Source organism: Paenibacillus sp. FSL H8-0048, assembly GCF_038002825.1.
GTDB lineage: Bacteria > Bacillota > Bacilli > Paenibacillales > Paenibacillaceae > Paenibacillus_AQ.
This window is the reverse complement of sequence record NZ_JBBODF010000001.1, coordinates 4,216,108-4,236,984: the sequence shown is the minus strand read 5'-3', so window position 1 is coordinate 4,236,984 and position 20,877 is coordinate 4,216,108. Positions and strand designations below refer to the sequence as shown.

Sequence of the window (20,877 nt, the reverse complement as noted above, 5' to 3'; positions counted from 1 at the left end):
GGGTATCGCTTATTTTCATATTAAGCATTGGAGGAGACATAAGATGATCAGATATCCAGTATTAGAAGCAGGAGCCGTTATTGGTGTAACTGCACCCTCATCTGGAGTGGGGGAGGCGCTTCGTGAACTGCTTGAGCTGGCTGTAGAACGGCTGCAAAAAAGCGGGTACGGCGTAGTCTGCGGACCCACAGCGTGGACACAGCAGAAGGCCAAATCGGCCCCGGCCGCCGTACGTGCCGCTGAATTCAACAAAATGATGGCCGATGAGTCCATCGGACTCGTCATGCCGCCCTGGGGCGGGGAGCTGCTGATCGAGATGCTGGAGCTGGCGGATTTCAGCAAGATGAAGTCTAAATGGATTCTCGGGTATTCCGACATCAGTGTGCTGCTGCTGGCGGTCACTCTGAAGACGGGGATTGCCACTGCTCATGGCACGAACTTCATTGATCTCCGGGGAGAAGAGACAGACCCGACAACCGCCATGTGGGACAAGGTATTGTCCACTTCAAGCGGCGGGACTGTAATTCAATCATCCTCACAGCAATATCAGCTGGAATGGGGAGGCGAGCCGTCACCCCATGTGTTCAACCTTACAGAAGCAACTAACTGGAAGACGGTGGGCAATCACGCTATCGCCATGCAGGGGCGCCTGCTGGGGGGCTGCATTGACGTTATCCGGCATCTGATCGGCACCCCTTACGGAGATGTCCGGCACTTCCAACAGCATTATATCAACAACGAGCCGATTCTGTGGTACTTAGAGAACTGTGAGCTGTCCGTGACCGATCTGCGCCGCTCTCTGGTGCAGATGAAGCTGGCGGGCTGGTTCGAGCATTGCAGCGGTCTTATGTTCGGCCGTAGCGCGGCTAACCGCCCTATGGACAACTATACCGTTGAGGATGTCTACCAGGAGCTGGCCGATGAGCTGGGCCTGCCGGTTGCATACGATATCGACTGCGGGCACCTGCCACCCCAGGTTACTTTGGTGAACGGCGCTTTTGCAGAGGTAGTGGTTGGGGCATGTAAGGGAACGGTCACGCAGTACTTCCGGGATTAAAGAAATAGTCCCAGGTGGGGTGAATTTCAGTGGTTTCCGATGTATGAAATACAATAGAACCTTGAAAAAAGCTGGCCCTCCAAAGCCCCAATGAAATGGTTTGAATATCCTTTTTTTACCTGTTCCCATACCATAAGCAGTCCTCTCTTAAACAGGTATATTCGTCATATATAATGTGAATTTATGTCGAATTTAGTTGAAAAAAAGTGATGGGATTATTCAAGGAATACTCTACGCATAGCTTGCATCCTGTATAATTTATGAATATACAGACAGCCATAGCTGCCGATTCCTGAGCAGTGAATCCCTCACGAAAGAGAGTAGTGACTATGAAATCCATCGCCTGGGTGACTGACAGCACCAGCACCATTGATTCTGAATTCGCTATGAATAACCATGTGTATATCGTTCCCCTCCGTCTAATCGTCAATAATGAATGTTATAGAGAAAATATAGATATTAACGCCGATCAGTTCTATGACAAAATGCGTCAGCATGACAAGGTGGGCAGCTCCCAGCCGCCGATTGGCGAGTTCGTGGAATTATACGAGCGTCTGAAGGAAGAGTATGACGAGATTATTGCGATCCACTGCTCCTCCGAGCTTAGCGGAACCTTCAACACCTCAATGCAGGCGGCGGATATTGCTGGAGTGAACGTAATGGGTATCGATTCCAAAGTAGGCGCATACCCCATCCGTGAGATGCTGCTGCGCGGTATTCACTGGCAGCAGGCAGGCTGCTCTGCACAGGAGATCAAGCACAGAATTGATAATATAATTGAGGAAATGTCCTTCTATATCATCCCGGCCAGCCTAAGCCAGCTGCACCGCAGCGGACGGCTCTCCGGCTCCCAGTTCCTGCTGGGCCAACTGATGCGGATACATCTGCTTCTGAGGTTCGATGAGGGCAAGATTGTCGTTGTTGATAAAATCCGCACCTTCAAGAAGACGAAGCAAAAGCTGCTGGAGACCATCCAGGAAGAAAACGGCCGCTTCCAGGATGTATGTATTATGCACGCGAACAATAAAGAAGAGGCGCTGAGCCTGGAGTGGGCTATTAAGGCCATGTCCCCTTCGGTGCGTACAGAGATTATGCCCTTTATCCCGGTGGTAGGTGCTCATATGGGCGAGGGAACACTGGCGTTGTCTTGGATTAACCGTACGGCCCTGAATAGTATTGATGCTGAGGATGAAGTGCTGGAGTCTGTGCTCTAAGTTGATTTGCGTCAGGCGTAGCTGCCTGCTCCCGTCCTTAATGAACCTGATAGACGCTTGGACTTCCGTATGTGGGAGGCAAGCGTCTTTTTGCTTTTAAGAAGACCCCAGTACCCCTGTTGTTGACAGTACTAATCCTATTCGTTATGGTGATTAAAAACAGGATTTAATTGAGAATGATTATCTGTTAGATCATTTTAGGGGGAGCTTGCGAACAGCTATGGATGCTCTGAGACTTATACAATTATGGAATCAGGTGACGGTGCGCGTGCTTGATGTACGGCTGAAGCAGGCTGGAGCAGGCGGGGATTTGAAGCAGTACCATTTACCGGCGAGCGCATTTTTATTCGTTTTCCAAGGACAGGGTGAGTTGTGGGTTGACGATGAGGTATGGCTATGCGACCGTTTTTACGTGCTGCACGCCGGTAAAGGTGCTCAGGTGACGATCCGGAGCCGGGAAGCCCTAAACGTATATATCGTACTGTACAAAGCTTCGCTACCTGCTTCAGCATTACATGAATTTCATAGGATGTTGCAGGAATCCGATCCTTTTCTGGATAACTGGGGCTTCCCGCCCATTGAACCGCTGGCCCTGTTAGAGCTGCTTCAGACCATATGCGGCAGTTGGCTTCAAGGGGACGAAGGGTTGACCCGACTCTCGGTCAAGGGAGATTTCATCCGCTTCGTTCACGCGGTTCTGAGTGAGCGCCTGTTCAGACCCGGTGAGCTATCCTTGTCCGAGCAGGTCATCCGGTATTTGTCCAGAAATTACCGTAAGCCCATCTCCCTAGAGGAGCTTGCACGCCAACTGAATTACAGCCAGCAATACATATCGAGAAAATGTAAAGAACAGACAGGACTCAGTCCGCTGGATTATGTCATCCGTTTCCGGATGGAGGACGCGAAGACTCTACTGGCCGGTACGCTGGCAACACAGCAGGAGATTGCATCGCATATCGGTTACCCCGATCTTATGTATTTCAACCGGATGTTCAAGAAATATGCTGGCATAACACCGGGCCAATATCGTAAACGATACGGACAGTCCGTTTCAGATTATGCAAGGAATAGGTCACAATCGTCCGTTGTTCCGAGCCGGTCATTACGCTATCCTTTTCATGTGAGTGATATTGATTATCAATTTCAATGGAATGAGGCGAATAAAATGACCAGAGCAACCAGAAGTATGTATGCAGCGATGCTGTTATGCTTGACCGTGATGTTAACGGCTTGCGGTGGGCCGGTGAACAACGGAAGCCCAACGCACAGCCAGGTTGCCGTCAGCGCTTCTCCAACCGTTACCGGTGCTAACGCCTCTTCGGAGACTAAGATGGTTAGCACCGCTTTTGGCGATGTTGAGGTTCCTGAACACCCTAAGCGCATAGCGGCAATCTCTTATCTCGGTACTGTACTTGCGCTGGATGTTCAGCCAGTTGCAGCCGAATCGTTCCTGATGTCGAGCCCGTATCTGGAGGGAATGCTGGATGTTGTGACGGATGTCGGCGACTCGCTTGAGAAGCTGCTGGAGCTGAATCCGGACCTGATCATAACGCATAATCCACAGCCTGAGGTAGTTGAGAAATATCAAAAGATTGCACCAACGGTATCTGTGCCTTATAATCAGTTCGCATCTATTCAGGATGAAATACTGTATTTCGGCAATTTGCTGGACCGGCGCGAGGCCGCGGAGCAATGGAATGAACAATTCGAGAAGGAAATTACAGACATTCGGGCGAAGGTTCAACAAGCGGTTCCTGAAGGGAAGACGCTCTCGATTATGCAGGAGTATGATGGGAACGTGAGCCTGTTTGGTCCGAAGTCGGGCCGGGGCGGCAGGTTAATGTATGAAATTATGGGGCTGAAGCCGCCGGCTGCGGTTCCCGGATATATGCTGGAGGAATCCTACTACGAATTTTCACTGGAGAAGCTCTCAGAGTATATGGGGGATTATTTAATTCTGACCACAGACTCCAGCTTGGAATCGCTGCAGGCTGATCCGATATGGGGGTCGCTGGGCCCCATTGCCAACAATCGGGTGTTTATTTGGACGGAGAACCAATCCTGGTACCGTGACCCGATCGCTGTGAAGAGACAAATCAACGAACTGACCGATTGGATCATCGAGGTAGCTAACCAGTAATAGATTTAGGGTAGGGTTGATACAAGCTACGCTGGGAGGGAGCGGAACGATGTTCTTATACCATTATTATGATGCATCTGTGGGTCCGTTTGTCAGCCTATCCGATTTGCCAGGCGATCAGGCGAGGGCTGTGCTGGAGACGATTAAAGAGACCAAGCCCAAGGCCCAGAGCGCCCAAAGACACGATAAGTATGTGGAATATCGGCAGAACTGCGAGAGCAGCATCCGGTCGGAATTTATACGTAAGGGCGGTGTGGTCCAGCGGTCCTCCCCGCATTATATGGTAGTTGAACACAGTCCGTGGCTAAGCACGTGGTTTGAGAATGGCGCATCGCTCAAGATTCCGATTGAGGAATTTGAGGTGAACACGATTTCTTTTACCTATGGGGACTCCATGCCGACCTTCAGCCCGTTGATTAACGATGGCAAAGAGTACAGGCATACCCTGTATACCTATTCCGAGATTGTGGGCATCATCGACAAGTACGGGTTACCGCAGAACTGGAACAATGACGGAAAATACGGCCCCGAGCGGTACGTCGAAGCGCATATCTGGAGCGATGAGACGGTTGGGCGGTATCTGAGTGATCGGGGCCGGAACCGATAATGTAATATCGAAATAACCAGAAAACGGCTGGATCAGGGGAACCTGACCAGCCGTTTTGTTATGAAATAGTATTATTATCAAGACTTCAATCTAAATGATAACAGAAGTGAAATGAATAGTCTAGTAATTTCTGGGCGAGGTGTTAACATAAGGTTACCGGTAAAATAAAATGGGAGTGCGCACGCAGGACTTGCAGACCTCCGGGGCGAACCGTTGTCGGCCAGGTTGCTTATCAACCGCATGGTGGAGCAGGCAGTTCAACTGATTTTTCTCTATAACAAAAGGCTCCGGCCCGGAACCTACAAATGGATATCCAGGGAGCTGGCGCAGATCAGCCCTGAGGTTAGCAGGCAGACCAAGCAGCTTGAAGCTATTTTGCTGGAACCCTCTGTTACAAGGGCCGTTGAACAAATGGAAGAGATATTAACGGAATTAGTGAATCAACATAACGAGATGAAGCTGACGGATCATATTGAGCTTCAACCCTCCATTTTCTACGCAAGAGGCTTGCAATCCTATTCTTATACCAATATGGAGGATGCTCTATTCGCTACGTTACCCGAAGAACTTCAGCAGCTGGAAATCCCGGGTACGCTGGATCAATTCATTACAGAAATTAGTCGAGAAAACCCGCTCCTTTAGGGGTGGGATGAATTGTCTTTGTTTAAGGAACATCCTTATGTTGTCAAAATTATATTAAATGAGCGCATATTTTTGAGGCAGTTAAATTATTTAACTGCTACAATCTAGGTATGAGACAATCCTATATAAATACGAAAACAACCGTACCGAAACGATCAAACAATATGTTGAGGAACAAAAAAACAAGGGGGGTGAAACCCTGCAAACGGTAACGATTCAAATCCGCATTTTTCCAACCCATCCGTCTGTATTGGTGGATATGGGTAATGAATATATCCGAACCGTCAACGAATTAACGGAGCAAGCCGAAAGGTCCGGAACGTTTCCGAAGCTAACTTCAAAAACCGTACATGCCAATCTACCCTCTGCCGTAAAGAATCAAGTGATTCGAGACGCCAAAAGCCTATTTCAGCGGTTTAAGAAAACGAAGAAGCGACCTCATCTCCAAAAGAGGGTGTACTACGTGAACAATCAAAATTATACGATCTGGGGCAACCACATTTCTTTTCCGGTGATCCTGGAAGGAAAAGCACAACGTCTTGTGGTTCCTGCGCTTCTTTCGGACCGGGAGCGAGGCATGTTTGTGAACGGGAAGCTTGGACTTCTGCGCGTGGTTCAAAAATCAGCGAAATGGTTTGTTCAAATTTCAATCGAACGCCCCACTAAGCCAGCCGAGGGTCATGAAGTGATGGGGATTGATTTAGGCTTGAAAGTTCCTGCTGTTGTCGTAACCTCTAGCGGCAAGACAAAGTTTTGCGGAAATTGACGTAAAAACAAGTTTGTTCGCCGTAAGTACAGTGCCTATCGCCGCAAATTAGGAAAGCTTAAAAAGTTATCAGCGATCCGTAAACAGAACGACAAGGAAAGTCGTTTTATGAAAGATCAGAATCACAAAATCAGCCGCCAGATCGTGAATATGGCGATTCAAGAAAAGGTGTCTGTCATCAAGCTGGAGAAACTGACGAATATCCGTAAGACGACAAGAACAAGTCGTAAAAACGCTAGAAATCTGCATCATTGGTCGTTCTATCAGTTGCAAATGTTCATCGGGTATAAGGCGACACTCGCTGGAATCAAAGTGGTTGAAGTGAATCCGGCTTACACATCGCAAACCTGTCCCTCTTGTGGAGAGCGGAACAAAGCAAAGGATCGAACGTATCAGTGCGACTGCGGTTATATAGCACATCGAGATCGGGTCGGTGCCATCAACATCATGCGTCAACCTGTGGCAGATGGTAATAGTCTGCCAGCCTAGATAGCTATACGCTCTGATCTAGGATGGGTGAATGAACTCGCCCTTAACTTAGCAGTAGGGTAAAGCGGAAACGTATGCACCCACTAACTAGCTAAGAATCCCACCCTTTTAAGGGTGTGGAGGTTCAAAAGTGAACAGGTATTGATCTGGGCGGATCACTATTCCAAATTCAAGTCAATATACGGCGTCAGGTCTGATATAGAGAGAACTGGGGTGGGGGATATGATTGTATAGCTTTTGCAACCTAACGTTGCGAAAGGGATGCGCATTATTCAACTTACCCTCGATTTCGATATCATCCCTTCTATGCTACTATTGGCTGTGTTGAGTGATAGTAGAGTGGAGGTGTCGTCACGTTGATAGATAATAACAAAGCCGGGCAGAATATATTGAACTTAAGGAAGGGGTTATCCCTGACCCAGACAGAGCTCTCCAGCTTAGTTGGCGTAAGCCATCAGGCGGTTTCCAAGTGGGAGCAGGGAGACTGCCTGCCTGATATCGGGGTGTTGCTGAAGCTTGGACAGGTCTTCGGGAAGTCGGTGGAAGAGCTTCTGTTAGGGGATAGTGTTAGCGGCGGTTCAGCTTCTGATAAAATTGTAAGCCCTCCCATCGAGCTGCCGGATGAGGTCTGGACTGAGGCTTTGGATCATATTCAAACCCGCATCTCGCCGCCCAGCTTCAACACCTGGTTCAAGGGCACGAAGGGGAGGCAGCTGGGGGAGACTTACTGCGTCTACAGTCCTAGCCGTTTTGCTGCAGAATGGTTATATCACCGCTATTCGGATTTAATTGTACCGGTTCTCGAAGATATTACAGGCACATCCGGCCTTAAGGTCGAGTTCTGCTCTACGGGAGCGTGGGACATCAACCGTAAGGATTAGGTTTCTGCCCGGTAGGTTTTGCCGAGCTGATGACCCAGACCAAAATAATGGCGGAAATTGTAGATGAGCGGACTCCATTTCAGAGGATCGATATGATTGTCATCGATAATAATATCCTGGTGGGCATGTACATGAACAGCCTGCGCCTCAATGATGGCAAAGCCAGGCGAATGATCCGGTATACGAATATGTTGGACGCTTGCTTCAATTTGTAACGGGCATTCCATAATTCGTGAAGGCTTAACTGTTTTGGACGATACGGGTGTGAGTCCGCTGGCAGCATATTTATCCTTTTGATAGGAGTACCCATGTTGTTGCTTGTAATCAGGGACAGGATTCTTACCCGTATAGGGAGCAAGCTGCTCCACATTCTCCCATAGTGAAGGGCCGGGGATGTTGATGACGCATTCGGGAAGCTGTTCCAGGTTCTCGATGGCTTTTCCCCCAAGGCCAATTCCTAGTACTATACAGTCTCCCAAGGCCCAGGAGGACGAAATAGGGGTGATATTGACGGTATCATCCTCATTTAAGGTGTTCAGTAAGATGACAGGAGTTCCATAATATAAAATCTTGGGTTGTATCGTTTCAGTGTTCATTCTTTGCTTCGTAGGGTTCATTGTATTTCTCCTCCCATATTGTAGATCCTGCTTCAGTGTATAATATAAATAATTCAACACTCATCGAAGTATGGAATACAAAAAGGAGGTTTAGGATGCAGGCCAATCCGAATGTTGCGATCATCGCAGCTCTAGTGAGTGAAGCTTCGCGGGCGGCAATATTAACCGTTTTACTGGATGGAAGGTTCCATTCAGCAAGCGAGTTAGCCTATATGGCAAGAATCAAGCCTCAAACGGCAAGCTTTCATTTAGCGAAATTGATCGATGCTAACGTTGTAGCTGTAGAGAAACAAGGGAGACATCGTTACTTTGCGATTGGAGGTCAAGAGGTTGCGCAGGTGATGGAGTCCTTATTATCTATTGCTCCGCCTGTGACCGTTAAGTCTTTAAGGCAATCCTCACAGGATAAGGAGTTGCGTTATGCCAGAACATGTTATGACCATCTCGCCGGGAATGTGGGGGTGCAATTAACTAATGCGTTGCTAAGAAACGGTATTTTGATTGAAGAAGAGGACAGGTATACGGTGACGGAGCATGGGGAGAAGTTTTTTGCCGACTTTGGCGTTGATTTGAACGAAGCTGCAACGAAACGCCGTCAATTCTCGCATCAATGCCTGGATTGGAGCGAACGCCGCCACCACCTGGCCGGAGCCCTAGGAAATGCCCTTCTGGAGAGAGTCTTGGAGCTGGGCTGGGTCCGGCGTCTGCCGGGTACACGTGCAGTACAGGTCACGAATAAGGGGAAAGCGGGTTTTGAAGAAATATTCTCCCTGGATTTGAATTAGGGGGAATGTGTGCGAAAAACCGAATACATTCGGTGGGCACAGAAGCCAACGGGCCAGATGAACAAGTGAAGTAGTAGCGCATATAAAAAAGCTGTTCCACGCGCAGTGTACTGCTCGTAGGACAGCTTATTTAAATACTTTAAGTCACATTTAATTGTCGCTGCTCCGATTCATTCACTCACCCAAATGAAGTCTCGACACTCTGCGCCACAATCTCCCTGAGCTCGGCCTTCTGCGCGTTGAACTGCTGCGGGGTGATGCTGCCGCTGGCGAGTCTGGCTTCGAGCTGCCGGGTCAGCTGCTTGACCTGCAGGTTGATGACCTGGGTCACGTTGCCGCCATTCTCTTCTGCGATGTTACGCAGGGACTTGCCGTCATACAAGGCGTCGTATAGCTCTTCGTCAGAGGCCGGGTTCAGGTTCAGGGCATCCAGCAGCTCATCGGTATCGGCCACATCTGAGGTGGACCATTTGGCGACAGGAAGGGTATGTAACGCCGGCTTGCCCCAAGCCGTTCCTCCGAACGACATGGCTACGATCATTGTTCCTACAATCATTACGCGCTTGATATTCATATGTTTTATATTCATGTGTATAATCCTCTTTTCGTGGTTGGTTATATCGGTCAAGGTTCATCATTTACGGCGGCTTGTGAACTTCAGCTAAGTACAGTTTACCCAACTATACTGAAATGAAGCTTAAGTCTTCTTAAAGATAACCTAAACTTTGCTTGTCTCTGCCGGTTCCTTGCTCCGGCTTCTTCATCTGCGTTATTCTTGAAGGGCATTACCCGAACTGAACAAGCGCGAGCGGAAGGATGAACCGTCTATGAAAAAAATACTGGTCGTCGATGACGAACCGGCCATTGTGAGTGCGATTGCCTACGCGCTGCGGCGTGAAGGCTATGAAGTCGATACTGCCGGTGACGGGGAGGAAGCACTGAGCAAGGCGAATACCTTCCGTCCAAATGTGCTGGTGCTGGATGTAATGATGCCGAAGCTGAGCGGTTATGATGTCTGCCGCAAGCTGGAGGACCGTGATGATATTGGAATTATCCTGCTGACCGTCAAGAATGATATTGTTGATAAAATTGTCGGTCTGGAGCTGGGGGCAGACGATTATATGACCAAGCCCTTCGAGATCCGCGAGCTGCTGGCCCGGGTGAAGGCGCTGCTGCGCCGGCTGGAGAAGAATACGGCTGAGGGCCGCAGTGAGCTGATCGAATACGGTCTTTTGCAGGTTCACCCGGACCGGCGCAGCGCCGAGCTTGGCGGGGAGCCGCTGGAGCTGACCCCGAAGGAATTCGATCTGCTGCATCTGCTGCTCTCGCACCCGCAGCGGGTGTATATGCGCGAGGAGCTGCTGGAGCAGGTCTGGGATATGGACTATGCCGGGGGAATGCGAACCGTAGATATTCATATACAGCGGCTGCGCAAAAAGCTGGGTGAGCCCTACCAGAATATCCTGCAAACCGTCTACGGCGTAGGCTATAAGGCCGTGCCTGCGGGGAGCTACTCATGAGAATCAGCATTAAGCTGAAGTTCAGCCTGTTCCTGGCGGCACTGCTGATTCTGGCCGTCGGCGTGCTGAGCTACTTCGTCTTGCGCGGCGTGGAGCGCAACGAGCTGGGCCAGACGGAGCGCAGTCTGGCCCAGCATGTCAACACGGTCAATCTGCGCGTGAAGCAGACTTATTATACAGGCGCGCGCCTTACGCCGCAGGCCTTCATGCAGCAGCGCGGCAAGGCGCTGGCTGCCGAGCTGGCCGGATTCACCGGCCTGGAGGTGACCCTGTACGACAGCCAGGGCCAGCAGGCGGGCACCTCGGCGCAAGACGGGCCTGAGCCGGGTCCGGGCAAGCCGGATCTCAGCACAGCGCTGGACTACGCGCTGAATAACAAGGTCGCCTACCAGAGTGAAGGCGACAAGCTGTTCTATCTGGCCCCGCTGCAGGGACCGGAGGGGCAGATGGGCGTGGTGCAGCTGCAGTATTCCCTGGAGGGCGCCCGCAGCTTCCAGCAGACACTGCTGAATCTGTTCCTGACGACAGGCGGCGCGGTGCTGGTGTTCAGCTTCATCCTGGGGTATCTGTACTTCAACCGTGCGGCTGCCTCCATCGGACGGCTGAAGAAGGCGGCGGAGGATATCCGCGGGGCCAACTATATCACGGCTCCGCCGGTGCGGCGCAAGGATGAGCTGGGGGAGCTGGCCGAGGGCATCTACTTCATGAGCCGGGAGATTGAGCGCAGTATTGCCGCCAAGGATGAAGAACGGCGCAAGCTCCAGCTGGCCGTGGAGAAGCTTCAGGCGCTGGAGCAGCAGCAGAAGCAGTACATCGGGAACATCAGCCATGAATTCAAGACACCGCTGACCTCGATTAAGGCGTATGTCGATCTGCTGAATATGTATGACGATGACCCCAAGCTGCTGTATGATGCTAAGCTGAGCATTGCCAAGGAGACAGAGCGGCTGTACGAGATGGTGGAGAAGGTACTGCAGTTGACGGCACTGGAGAAGTATGATTTTGAATCCCAGGCAGAGCTGCTGGAGGTAGAGAGTACGCTGCGCGATATCTGCGGACGGATGAAAGGCAAGGCGGAGCGCTACGGCCTCACAGTCACGCTTGATGCCCAGCCCGCGCATATCTGGATTGACCGGGAGAGCTTCATGCATATCTTCATCAATCTGCTGGACAATGCGATCAAATATAATGTCCCGCAGGGGAGTATTCATCTGCACAGCGAGATCAGGGAGCAGCGGGTATGGATCACCGTGCAGGATTCCGGCATCGGCATTCCCGAGGCGTCGCGGGAGAAGATCTTCGAAGCGTTCTATACGGTCAATCGTGACCGTTCCAGAGCCTCGGGCGGCACAGGGCTTGGTCTCTCGCTGGTCCGTAATCTGGTGGAGAAGCAGGACGGCACCATTGCCCTGCTGGAAGGCTCAGTCGAAGGAGCAGCGTTTGAGCTGTCTTTTCCGCTGGTGACCTGAAGGGATAATGTTTACAAGTTGGATATAGTTGAGATGCAGTTTGGAAATAAGCGTCCGGTATGCTGAAGAGGCAACATGAGCGATGAGCTGGAGGGAAGCCTGAATGAATCATATGAGCCTTAGAGCCAGCGGCAAAATCTGGAGCATTCTGCTCTGCGGAGCTGTTCTGCTATCAGTTACTGCCTGTAGTACTGAGAACACAGATACACGTGAGGTTGTAGAGAAGGCAGGCCGCAAAATTACAGTCCTCGACAATATCAGCGAACCGGTCTACACAAAGCTGAAGCTTGACGGCATACAGAAGGTGGATGGTGTGCGGGGGACGGATTTTGCCGGTGAGGATGTAATGGTAGTGACCAAGGAGAACCGCAGTCTCCCCCCGCAGGTGATTGAAGGACAGGAACGGTATCCGCTGAATCTCTATCTGCATACCCTGTCCACAGGTGAGGAAGCTCCGCTGCAGGTTGGAGAGCTGAATTATGGCGCGCCGCAAATCTCCCCGGACAAGACGCATATCTTCTTCAAGGAGCTGTACGACAACACAGGATTCGGCTATATTATGGATCTGTCCGGAGGTGCTCCGGTGAAGGTAAGCGATGCGGAGTTTCGGGTAGAGGAAGGGAAATGGGCGGATGACGCGCATGTGATTTTTCCTGATATGGAAGGCAATATTCGAAGTGCCGATCTAACCGGCAAGCAGGAGACGATCCTGAAGACGGGCATTCCCTATGTGCATGAGGTGGTTCAGACCGGCAGCCGGATTCTCTATGTTACTGGTGAAGACAGCCAGCTTAGCGCCTATGACACAGTGACGAAGCAGACCAAGGTGCTGCGAAAAAATGTGATCTGGGCGGTTCCCTCCCCGGACGGAAGCCTGCTGGCGATTGTCGAGCGTACCGGACGCGGAGAGATGACGCTGAAGCTCTGTGACAGCGAGGGCAATGAGCAGTCTAAGCTAGCATCGGGGCAGCAGATCTTCGGCACCAGCTGGTCGCCGGACGGCAAGCTGCTCTCTTATGCGGTCACGGCGGCCGGTTCAACGGATGACCAGCAGGACCTGTTCATTACCGAGGTGGAGACCGGAGAGCAGACGCCTGTGCTGAATGATTTTCGTTTGGCTGATTCTCTCCACTGGAGTCCATCCGGTAAGAAGCTGCTGGCTACAGCTACGGTGCTGAAGGATAATATCTATCAGTTTCTGACCTACGTGATCAGCCTGTCGTAACGCTTTTATGCGACAAAAGCAAAAGGCTGCCCGGAATCAGCCGCATGACGGCTACCCGGACAGCCTTGCTTTTTAGATGATGAACAGCTTGACGGCTGGCATTAATGCACTAAGGCTGGAGGGTGATCGTGGTCTCCAGATTCTTCAGATAAGTCCGTTTGCCCAGATTCTCGCTTCCCGGCAGAATGTTGCCATTGCTGTCTTTCTTCTGCCCCACAATGGTGAAGTCATCGTTCTTAACGGTCAGAGTATACGGCTTGATGGTTATGGTCTTAGGCGTGTTAGCAAAAGGAGGATACAGCTCATTCAGATGGTATTCTGTCTTCGGCTTGCTGTCGTAGAATCCGTATCTATTAGGGTCAATAGAATTGCCCTGGTCATCTACAAGCTCATAGTACATCATGCTGGCATGATATTCGCCGGACTGCTCTGCGGATTGCGGCACCTCACCCTGACTGTTCAGAACCAGACGGGTGGATACCGGAGTGACCTTTAATTGTTCGACAGTATAGCTGAAGGCACCCTCTGTTTTGGTGATATTCGGAGTAACCGTGAGCGCGGTATCCATGATTTTTACAGGTGCAACGAATGTAAAGGTCTCATTCATTGACTTCACCTTGGCCTCCACCGTCAGGGTAAATTCATTCGGCAGATTTAAATCGCCCGACAGCTCGGCCAGATAAGCATTATCCTGATAAGGAATATCGCCGTAGGCTCCTGAAGTGAATTTAACCGGTTGCCCGTCAGCCAAGACGGCCGGAGGCTCGATCAACTGTCCTATAGTTCCGCCGGAGAAATCTAATCCGCCCTCATGCTCAAGCTGGAAGCTAAGCCGTGTGCCGTCATAGAGCAGATCCGTCAGCTTGAGTGTCACTCCGTTATGGGTTACGCTGAGACCCGGCTGTGACAATATCCCCTGGCTTTTGGCCAGCTCAAGCGACTGTGGGCTTGTTCCCTGATAAAGAATGCCGATCCCCGGAATTTTCTTAAGCGTCTCTGCCATTGCCGGTGACACGAAGCCAGCACCCAGAACGCCTGCACCCAATACCCCGGCGATGGCGGCGGCGATAGCTGTTTTTTTGATGAACCCCGATCTGGCCTTCGCTGCTCTTGATCTTGTTATGTTGCTCATTTCTTCCTCTCCAATCTTATTCATAATGATCGTGCTTAACTCCGCTCTTGGCTTAACGGACTCCCGGATCTGTTGTTCAATGGCATCCATCTCAGGATGTCTTGTTCGCTCCCGATATTGTTCCATGCATCCTCGCTCCTTTTTGGCCGGCACGCTCCAGCAGTTTTTTGCGCAGCCGTTCGTATTTTTTGCGGACTGTGTTGGCCTTGATCCCCATAATCCCGCTGATCTCCTCGAAGGTATACTGCTCTACCGCCTTCAGCAGCAGGATGTGACGCTCCTCTGTGGTCAGACAGGCCATTAGCTCGGAGGTTACCGATTCACCTGGCGGGACCTGCTCCTGCCGCTGCTGATCCTTGTAATGCTCTACTAATCTAAGCCAGCGGCTTTGTTGTTTCTTCAAATTGATTAGATGGTGGTAAGCCATCTTGTACAGCCAGGCTGAGAAGGAAGTGCTGCTGCCATAGCGGTGAAGGTTCGCATAGGCGCGGATGAAGATTTCCTGAACGGCATCTTCTGTTTCGGTATGGTCTTTGAGAATATAGAAGCAATAGGTATAAATCTGGCGTTGAAACCGCTTAATAATGATTTCGTACGACTGCTTGTCTCCAGCCTTCACAGCCTCTACAGCCTGCTCGATCATTAAGCTTCGTTCGTCCGCTTCCCCGGGGACGGTTAATTGCACTTACCTCACCTCCTTTGGTTGGATACCTATATAACAATCGGAATGCCACGTATTGTGACACAATCTTATACACAAGGGAATTACGAGTATAAGCGGGTTAGCCGGTCCAATCTTATTTTTCTAATTCATACTTGACAGGTTGGTTTAAAGGGGTATATGATAACAGCAATCGTTCACCGCTAATTAAATGAACAGTGAAAGAATCGCTGTGAACATCATACCTGAGATTTGAGCTGATTGGACCACCAAAGGCTCCCGTTACAGTTCCCGAACAGGGAATGGACCGGGGGCCTATTTGCGTCCCGTGGATGAATAGCAGAGGAGAGAGAACATGGAGTATAGACAATGGGAGCGGCTGGAGCAGGCGGATCATCTGTTCCGTAAGCTGGTACGCAGGTTCGTTAAGGAGCGTGACCGGGTAAGCGTGGAGGGAGTGGCCTTGCCGGGAATGCTGATTCTGCACAAAATCATCCGCGACGGGGAGCAGCGGCTCGGCGATCTGGCGGAGCAGCTTGATTTCACCTCAGGCGCTATAACAGCGCTCAGCGACAAGCTGGAAGCGGGCGGATATACGGTACGCAGGCGTAAGGAGGATGACCGCCGGACTGTGCTGCTGGATATTACAGACCGCGGCCGGGAGATGGTGCAGCGTAACGGCAACATCGGTGCGAGGTGTATTACGCTTCTGTTCGAGGGCTTTACGGAGGAGGAGCTGGAGCAGCAGAGCCGGTTCTATGAGCGGATGATCGGGAATCTGGAAGGGTTCTCGGAGACGCTGCTGGAGCTGGCAGGGCAGAATGCTGCCATTCCAGTTCCTGTACAGCCTGAACAGAAGCCGAGCACAGGCACGAAGAGTAATTATCTCAGCTACTGAGAAAAGAAGAGAATACGAACCCAACCTAATGATGAGGAGAGATGAGCATGGGACATTCCACAATATATCCAACAGGGGCAACTGTATATAACCCGGCCAAGGCATGGAGCGGCTACACGGTATTTCAGGCAGGCGATGAGGGCGTAGTGCTGATCGACATGAGCGGCAAGGAGGTACATCTATGGCAAGGGCTGATCGGTTTCCCGGCCAAAATCCTTCCCGGCGGCTATGTCCTGGGCAGTACCGGCCGAAGAGATCCCAAATTCGGCATTCAGGATAATGTCGATCTGGTGCAGGTGGATTGGGAAGGCAATGTGGTCTGGAGATATAACAGCTATGAGTTGATCAAGGACCCTGGGGCCGAGCCGCTCTGGTATGCCCGCCAGCACCATGATTACCAGCGGGAAGGCAATCCTGCCGGATACTATGCTCCCGGGCTTGATCCTTCGGTTAACAGCGGGACAACACTAATTCTGGCGCATAAAAATCTGTATAACCCCGGGATTTCCGACAAGGAGCTGCTGGATGACACGATTATTGAAGTGGACTGGGAAGGCAACGTCCTCTGGGAGTGGGCAGCCAGCGATCATTTCGCGGAGCTGGGCTTCGACCAGGCGGCGCGCAATGTCCTGTTCCGCGACCCCAACACCCGCTCCTTCGGCGATCTGGGCGGCGGCGTAGGCGACTGGCTGCATATTAACTCTGCGTCCTATGTGGGGCCGAACCGGTTCTATGATCAGGGTGACGAGCGCTTCCACCCGGACAACATTATATGGGATGCCCGTGAGGCAAATATAATCGCCATCACCGATAAGCGCAGCGGGGCCATCGTCTGGCGTCTGGGCCCGGACTATTCCCTGCCCGAAGTGATGCATATCGGCTGGATTATCGGCCAGCATCATGCCCACATCATTCCGAAGGGGCTGCCGGGGGAAGGCAATCTGCTTGTATTCGATAACGGCGGCTGGGGCGGCTACGGTCTGCCGAATCCGGCATCGCCGTTCGGGCAGAAGAACGCGCTGCGTGATCACTCACGCGTGCTGGAGATTAACCCGGTGACGCTTGAGATCGAGTGGCAGTATACTTCGGCGGAGGCCGGATTCTCCATTCCGACGGATTCCTATAAGTTCTACAGCCCGTATATCAGCTCGGCACAGCGGCTTGCGAACGGCAACACGCTGATTACCGAAGGCTCCAACGGACGGCTGTTCGAGGTCACAGCAGCGCATGAGCTGGTCTGGGAGTATATCTCCCCATACACCGACCGCCGCAATACGAATATGGTCTACCGTTCTTACCGGGTACCCTATGCCTGGGTGCCGCAGCTTACGAAGCCGCAGGAGAATGCGATTGCGCCGCTTGACGTGTCCAGCTTCCGGGTGCCGGGAGCCGCGCCGAAGGGATCGGATTCAGTCGTGCAGGTGGCGACGACGCTTCCTTTTACAGAGGGGGCAGCCTGTGTAGCCACTACGGATGAAGGCAGCGTCCGGCGGGCCAGGTAGAGACTCAGGCAGGCTTCATAAATTCATAGACGAAGAGGTGCGTTCTTGTGACAAAATCATGGTACAGCTCAAGCCTTCTGCTCTTATCCTTATCGCTGGCACTGGTGCTCTCGGGCTGCAGCTCCAAGGGAGATGCGGCAGCCTCTTCGGGAGAGGGCGGCGGTACACCGGAGACCCTGAAGATCAGGATTGCCGATATCAATACGAATCCGACCTTTCGGGTAGCCCTTAAGCAAGGCATTTTCAAAAGCCACGGCATCGATGCAGAGATCATCAACTTCGGGACACCGGCGGAGGGAGTGAATGCGCTGTTCATCAAGCAGGTGGATGTGGCCTTCGGGGCGGACTTTCCGGTGCTGAACGCCGTTGCCAAGGGCGACTATTCGATCATTGCTTCCGCCGGTCAGGCCACGGATCAGGCAGCGGCAGTCTGGAAGCTGTACGTCAAGGACGACATTCAGTCTGCCGCTGACTTGAAGGGCAAGAATCTGAGCTTCCTGCGCGGGACGTTCCTGCCGTATCTGTGGGATGAATACCTGAAGGAGCAGGGCATCGCGCTTAGCGATGTGAAGCTTACAGGACAGGGGGCCTTCGACGAAGCCTTCATCGCCCTGAAGCAGGGAGATGTCGATGCCGCCTGGTTCAGCGGTTCAGCACTGACCGATAAGCTGGCTGCGCTTGAGGGCGTGCATGAGCTGACCGATATGTCGAAGACTCCGGTGCGGCTGGGGATGGGAATCGTAGCCGCGGATGCTTTTGTAGAGGAGCATGGTGAAGGCATTGGTGCTTTCCTGGCAGCGGTGGATGAAGCCTCGGCATACGTGCAGGAGCATCCGGAGGACGTGGCGGAGCTGATGTACAAGGAAGTGAAGCAGCCGAAGGAAGCAACGCTGAAGGATCTGCCGGCGAATCCGTGGAAGGTGGGCTTCACCCAGGCTGCATATGACAGTCTCGCCGGACAGAAGAAGTATATGGTGGATACAGGGATTATCACGCAGGACTTTGATCTTGGCAGCAAGCTTAAGCTGGAGCCGCTGAAGCAGGCGCTGCCGGATAAAGTGACCTATCCGAAATAAATGAAATCACAGGAGGTGCCCCATGTCTTTATCTGCTAAACCAGCGGCAAGGCAGCATGCTATTCATATCGAGCAACTGCGCAAGAGCTACAGTGAACCGGCAGCCGGAGATGTCCACTACATTATTAAGGATGTAGATCTGGTGATCAAGGGCGGAGAATTCTTCGTGTTGCTTGGCCCAAGCGGCTGCGGCAAATCCACGCTGCTCAATATGATTGCCGGGTTCGTCTCCAAGTCGGGCGGACATTTGCGGGTAGACAATATCGAGGTGGATAAGCCGGGCCGGGACCGGGCGGTGGTGTTCCAGCAAGCCGATTCGTCCCTGTTCCCCTGGCTGACGGTGCGGGAGAATGTAGAGTTCGGACTACGGATGAAGAAGGTGGCCAAGGCAGAGCGCCGAAGCTTATCGGACCGGTATATCAAGCTTGTCGGACTGAACGGTCATGAGGATAAATTCCCGAAGGCGCTGTCGGGCGGGATGAAGCAGCGGGTACAGCTGGCCCGGGTGCTGGCGAATGATCCGGCGATCCTGCTGATGGATGAGCCGTTTGGTGCGCTGGATGCCATGACCCGGCGGACGATGCAGAAGGAACTGGTGCAGATCTGGCGGGAGACGCATAAGACGGTGATCTTCGTGACCCACGATATTCAGGAAGCACTGCTGCTGGGGGAGCGCATTGGCATTATGTCGGTAGGGCCCTCCTCCAATATCACAGACATCTATGACAATACGCTGCCCTTCCCGCGGGATGTGGCTTCACCTGAATTCTACGCGCTGTATGGCCGGATTCAGAGCCATTTTGAAGAATAGGACGGAGGTGAACCTGATGAGATGGCTGGAAAAGAAATGGGTATCCATATCCCTGCTGTGGCTTGCCGTACTGCTGCTCTGGCAGCTGGGCGCCTGGGTGTATGGTCCGGATGTTATTCCCGGGCCGTGGGCCACGGCCCGGGGCGGGCGGGAGCTGGTGGAGGACGGAACGCTGGTGCAATATATCGGGGTCAGCTTGTACCGCGTGCTGATCGGCTGGGTGCTTGGCAGTCTGCTGGCTATTCCGGCAGGACTGATCACCGGCAAGGTGAATGTTGTCCGCCTGTTCGCCGAGCCGTTCCTGAATTTCATCCGCTTCATTCCGCCGATTGCCTTCATTACCCTCTTCCTGGTCTGGTTCGGCATCGGTGAGCAGTCGAAGATCGCACTGATTATGTATGCCACCTTCTTCATTGTGGTGTTGAACACCCTGACCGGGGTCATGTCGGTGGAGGAGGACAAGATCCGCTCCGCACGCAGCATGGGGGCCAGTGAGTGGCAGATTCTGCTGCACGTCATTGTGCCTGCGACGATTCCGTATATTTTCACGGGTGTGCGGCTGGCGATGGGCACCTCCTATATGGCGATTATCGGCGCGGAGATGATTGCCTCGAACGAAGGGGTGGGGTACCTAATCTGGAATTCGCGGCTGTTCTTCCGTACCGACTGGATCTTCGTAGGGCTGATTAGCCTCGGCTTCATGGGCTTCTTCACAGACCGGGCCTTCGGCTGGTTCGGCCGGAAGGTGCTCTACCGCTATGGTGTGGTCAGCGCGGGTGCGCACAGACGATAAAGGAACGGATTAGATCGGATCGGATAGATGCAGCGGGATTCATGGTATAATGGGGGAATCTGCAAGCAAGCAGGATGAACAGGAAGGAGCAGTACCCCGAATGGAAGTAACCGCACAGGAAGTAGCGGAGTGGATGGTCAAGGAAATCAAGTTCACAGGGACGTTATACCAGACCGCTGCGATTGAATATGTGAAGGCAAACTTCGGTGAACAGTTTGTATTCGTGAATGAGAACAGCAACGCTTCGTTATCCAAGGAAGTGAAGAAGGCCTTCCGCAAGCTGCATGGCGGCCGGATTGCCTGGGACCGCGACGGATTCCTGTGGGCCTGGACTTAAGATAGGCCGGTGCATTGTGCTGAACCGCTGTACGCATATAGCGGGGTATGGCGGATTGGCCGGAGCCCGGTGATTGGGCGGGATTAACAGAATACTGGCATGTCCCGCTGGCGGGCATCCGCCAAAGAGCACTAAAGGGAGCGCTGCAGTAATTGCAGCGCTCCCTTTATACTTGTCCAAGTGCGGACGGGTTTCAATGTAGTCGAAAAACCGACTACAATTGGCCAGATAGCGGCACGTAGGCCCAATGTGATC

General features: G+C 52.2%; 20 protein-coding genes and 1 pseudogene. 17 read left to right on the top strand and 4 right to left on the bottom strand.

Going from position 1 to position 20,877, the window contains the following annotated elements; translation table 11 throughout:
- The first annotated feature begins 43 nt into the window (after positions 1–43).
- From NSU18_RS17960 to NSU18_RS17930, 7 genes and pseudogenes are all read left to right on the top strand, one after another.
- Positions 44–1,057, top strand: a complete 1,014-nt coding sequence (locus NSU18_RS17960; RefSeq protein WP_341149684.1) for a S66 family peptidase — start codon at positions 44–46, stop codon at positions 1,055–1,057.
- Positions 1,058–1,386: 329 nt separating this feature from the next.
- On the top strand, positions 1,387–2,271 hold the full coding sequence (locus NSU18_RS17955; protein ID WP_341018500.1) for a DegV family protein: 885 nt from the start codon (positions 1,387–1,389) through the stop codon (positions 2,269–2,271).
- A gap of 220 nt (positions 2,272–2,491) precedes the next feature.
- Positions 2,492–4,411, top strand: a complete 1,920-nt coding sequence (locus NSU18_RS17950; RefSeq protein ID WP_341149683.1) for an AraC family transcriptional regulator — start codon at positions 2,492–2,494, stop codon at positions 4,409–4,411.
- 49 nt (positions 4,412–4,460) lie between these two features.
- The gene (locus tag NSU18_RS17945) at positions 4,461–5,018 is read left to right on the top strand and encodes a hypothetical protein (protein WP_341015095.1); all 558 of its coding nucleotides are present in this window, start codon (positions 4,461–4,463) and stop codon (positions 5,016–5,018) included.
- A 225-nt stretch (positions 5,019–5,243) separates the two neighbouring features.
- Positions 5,244–5,660 carry a hypothetical protein gene (locus NSU18_RS17940; RefSeq protein WP_445321809.1) on the top strand — a complete coding sequence of 139 codons (417 nt, stop codon included), beginning with the start codon at positions 5,244–5,246 and terminating at the stop codon, positions 5,658–5,660.
- 259 nt (positions 5,661–5,919) lie between these two features.
- Positions 5,920–6,915 (top strand): annotated as a pseudogene (locus NSU18_RS17935) (RNA-guided endonuclease InsQ/TnpB family protein).
- 389 nt (positions 6,916–7,304) lie between these two features.
- Positions 7,305–7,796 (top strand): helix-turn-helix transcriptional regulator, encoded by a 492-nt coding sequence (locus tag NSU18_RS17930; RefSeq protein ID WP_341149681.1) that lies wholly within the window; start codon positions 7,305–7,307, stop codon positions 7,794–7,796.
- Here the strand turns inward: NSU18_RS17930 and NSU18_RS17925 are convergent.
- Positions 7,793–8,413, bottom strand: coding sequence for a flavin reductase family protein (locus NSU18_RS17925; RefSeq protein ID WP_341015091.1), 621 nt, complete (start codon positions 8,411–8,413; stop codon positions 7,793–7,795). The two genes, NSU18_RS17930 and NSU18_RS17925, sit on opposite strands and share 4 nt — an antisense overlap.
- Positions 8,414–8,508: 95 nt before the next feature.
- Between NSU18_RS17925 and NSU18_RS17920 the strand changes: the two genes are divergently transcribed.
- Positions 8,509–9,198, top strand: a complete 690-nt coding sequence (locus NSU18_RS17920; protein ID WP_341149680.1) for an ArsR/SmtB family transcription factor — start codon at positions 8,509–8,511, stop codon at positions 9,196–9,198.
- Between the two features lie 178 nt (positions 9,199–9,376).
- Here the strand turns inward: NSU18_RS17920 and NSU18_RS17915 are convergent, their stop codons facing one another.
- On the bottom strand, positions 9,377–9,787 hold the full coding sequence (locus tag NSU18_RS17915; protein ID WP_341149679.1) for a hypothetical protein: 411 nt from the start codon (positions 9,785–9,787) through the stop codon (positions 9,377–9,379).
- Positions 9,788–10,025: 238 nt separating this feature from the next.
- On the opposite strand from NSU18_RS17915, the gene NSU18_RS17910 reads away from it, so the two are divergent.
- The 3 genes from NSU18_RS17910 to NSU18_RS17900 all read left to right on the top strand — a co-directional run bounded on the left by NSU18_RS17910 (position 10,026) and on the right by NSU18_RS17900 (position 13,412).
- Positions 10,026–10,718, top strand: coding sequence for a response regulator transcription factor (locus NSU18_RS17910; RefSeq protein ID WP_341149678.1), 693 nt, complete (start codon positions 10,026–10,028; stop codon positions 10,716–10,718).
- Positions 10,715–12,187 carry a sensor histidine kinase gene (locus NSU18_RS17905; RefSeq protein WP_341149677.1) on the top strand — a complete coding sequence of 491 codons (1,473 nt, stop codon included), beginning with the start codon at positions 10,715–10,717 and terminating at the stop codon, positions 12,185–12,187. Before NSU18_RS17910 ends, NSU18_RS17905 begins: the two co-directional genes overlap by 4 nt.
- 103 nt (positions 12,188–12,290) lie before the next feature.
- The gene (locus tag NSU18_RS17900) at positions 12,291–13,412 is read left to right on the top strand and encodes a TolB family protein (protein ID WP_341015086.1); all 1,122 of its coding nucleotides are present in this window, start codon (positions 12,291–12,293) and stop codon (positions 13,410–13,412) included.
- A gap of 109 nt (positions 13,413–13,521) precedes the next feature.
- Here NSU18_RS17900 and NSU18_RS17895 read toward each other — a convergent pair whose 3' ends face one another.
- Both NSU18_RS17895 and NSU18_RS17890 read right to left on the bottom strand, forming a co-directional pair.
- Positions 13,522–14,670 carry a DUF4179 domain-containing protein gene (locus NSU18_RS17895; protein ID WP_341015084.1) on the bottom strand — a complete coding sequence of 383 codons (1,149 nt, stop codon included), beginning with the start codon at positions 14,668–14,670 and terminating at the stop codon, positions 13,522–13,524.
- Complete coding sequence (locus NSU18_RS17890; protein ID WP_341149676.1) at positions 14,636–15,229, bottom strand: RNA polymerase sigma factor; 594 nt, start codon at positions 15,227–15,229, stop codon at positions 14,636–14,638. The genes NSU18_RS17895 and NSU18_RS17890 overlap by 35 nt, the downstream gene beginning before the upstream one ends.
- Before the next feature lie 331 nt (positions 15,230–15,560).
- Here NSU18_RS17890 and NSU18_RS17885 point away from each other — a divergent pair, with 331 nt between their 5' ends.
- The 6 genes from NSU18_RS17885 to NSU18_RS17860 all read left to right on the top strand — a co-directional run bounded on the left by NSU18_RS17885 (position 15,561) and on the right by NSU18_RS17860 (position 20,622).
- Positions 15,561–16,103, top strand: coding sequence for a MarR family winged helix-turn-helix transcriptional regulator (locus NSU18_RS17885; protein ID WP_341015081.1), 543 nt, complete (start codon positions 15,561–15,563; stop codon positions 16,101–16,103).
- A gap of 47 nt (positions 16,104–16,150) precedes the next feature.
- Positions 16,151–17,605, top strand: coding sequence for an aryl-sulfate sulfotransferase (locus tag NSU18_RS17880; RefSeq protein ID WP_341015080.1), 1,455 nt, complete (start codon positions 16,151–16,153; stop codon positions 17,603–17,605).
- A gap of 47 nt (positions 17,606–17,652) precedes the next feature.
- Positions 17,653–18,681 carry an ABC transporter substrate-binding protein gene (locus tag NSU18_RS17875; protein WP_341015079.1) on the top strand — a complete coding sequence of 343 codons (1,029 nt, stop codon included), beginning with the start codon at positions 17,653–17,655 and terminating at the stop codon, positions 18,679–18,681.
- A 22-nt stretch (positions 18,682–18,703) separates the two neighbouring features.
- Positions 18,704–19,492 carry an ABC transporter ATP-binding protein gene (locus NSU18_RS17870; protein ID WP_341015078.1) on the top strand — a complete coding sequence of 263 codons (789 nt, stop codon included), beginning with the start codon at positions 18,704–18,706 and terminating at the stop codon, positions 19,490–19,492.
- Between the two features lie 16 nt (positions 19,493–19,508).
- A complete protein-coding gene (locus NSU18_RS17865; protein ID WP_341149675.1) occupies positions 19,509–20,285 on the top strand; it encodes an ABC transporter permease in 777 nt (258 codons plus the stop codon).
- A 100-nt stretch (positions 20,286–20,385) separates the two neighbouring features.
- The gene (locus NSU18_RS17860; protein ID WP_341149674.1) at positions 20,386–20,622 is read left to right on the top strand and encodes a DUF6953 family protein; all 237 of its coding nucleotides are present in this window, start codon (positions 20,386–20,388) and stop codon (positions 20,620–20,622) included.
- Positions 20,623–20,877: the final 255 nt, after the last annotated feature.

Coding starts and splice junctions, on each gene's coding strand:
- NSU18_RS17960 (WP_341149684.1), top strand. CDS start 44: ATGATCAGATATCCAGTATTAGAAGCAGGAGCCGTTATTGGTGTAACT.
- NSU18_RS17955 (WP_341018500.1), top strand. CDS start 1,387: ATGAAATCCATCGCCTGGGTGACTGACAGCACCAGCACCATTGATTCT.
- NSU18_RS17950 (WP_341149683.1), top strand. CDS start 2,492: ATGGATGCTCTGAGACTTATACAATTATGGAATCAGGTGACGGTGCGC.
- NSU18_RS17945 (WP_341015095.1), top strand. CDS start 4,461: ATGTTCTTATACCATTATTATGATGCATCTGTGGGTCCGTTTGTCAGC.
- NSU18_RS17925 (WP_341015091.1), bottom strand. CDS start 8,413: ATGAACCCTACGAAGCAAAGAATGAACACTGAAACGATACAACCCAAG.
- NSU18_RS17920 (WP_341149680.1), top strand. CDS start 8,509: ATGCAGGCCAATCCGAATGTTGCGATCATCGCAGCTCTAGTGAGTGAA.
- NSU18_RS17915 (WP_341149679.1), bottom strand. CDS start 9,787: ATGAATATAAAACATATGAATATCAAGCGCGTAATGATTGTAGGAACA.
- NSU18_RS17910 (WP_341149678.1), top strand. CDS start 10,026: ATGAAAAAAATACTGGTCGTCGATGACGAACCGGCCATTGTGAGTGCG.
- NSU18_RS17905 (WP_341149677.1), top strand. CDS start 10,715: ATGAGAATCAGCATTAAGCTGAAGTTCAGCCTGTTCCTGGCGGCACTG.
- NSU18_RS17900 (WP_341015086.1), top strand. CDS start 12,291: ATGAATCATATGAGCCTTAGAGCCAGCGGCAAAATCTGGAGCATTCTG.
- NSU18_RS17895 (WP_341015084.1), bottom strand. CDS start 14,670: ATGGAACAATATCGGGAGCGAACAAGACATCCTGAGATGGATGCCATT.
- NSU18_RS17885 (WP_341015081.1), top strand. CDS start 15,561: ATGGAGTATAGACAATGGGAGCGGCTGGAGCAGGCGGATCATCTGTTC.
- NSU18_RS17880 (WP_341015080.1), top strand. CDS start 16,151: ATGGGACATTCCACAATATATCCAACAGGGGCAACTGTATATAACCCG.
- NSU18_RS17870 (WP_341015078.1), top strand. CDS start 18,704: ATGTCTTTATCTGCTAAACCAGCGGCAAGGCAGCATGCTATTCATATC.
- NSU18_RS17865 (WP_341149675.1), top strand. CDS start 19,509: ATGAGATGGCTGGAAAAGAAATGGGTATCCATATCCCTGCTGTGGCTT.
- NSU18_RS17860 (WP_341149674.1), top strand. CDS start 20,386: ATGGAAGTAACCGCACAGGAAGTAGCGGAGTGGATGGTCAAGGAAATC.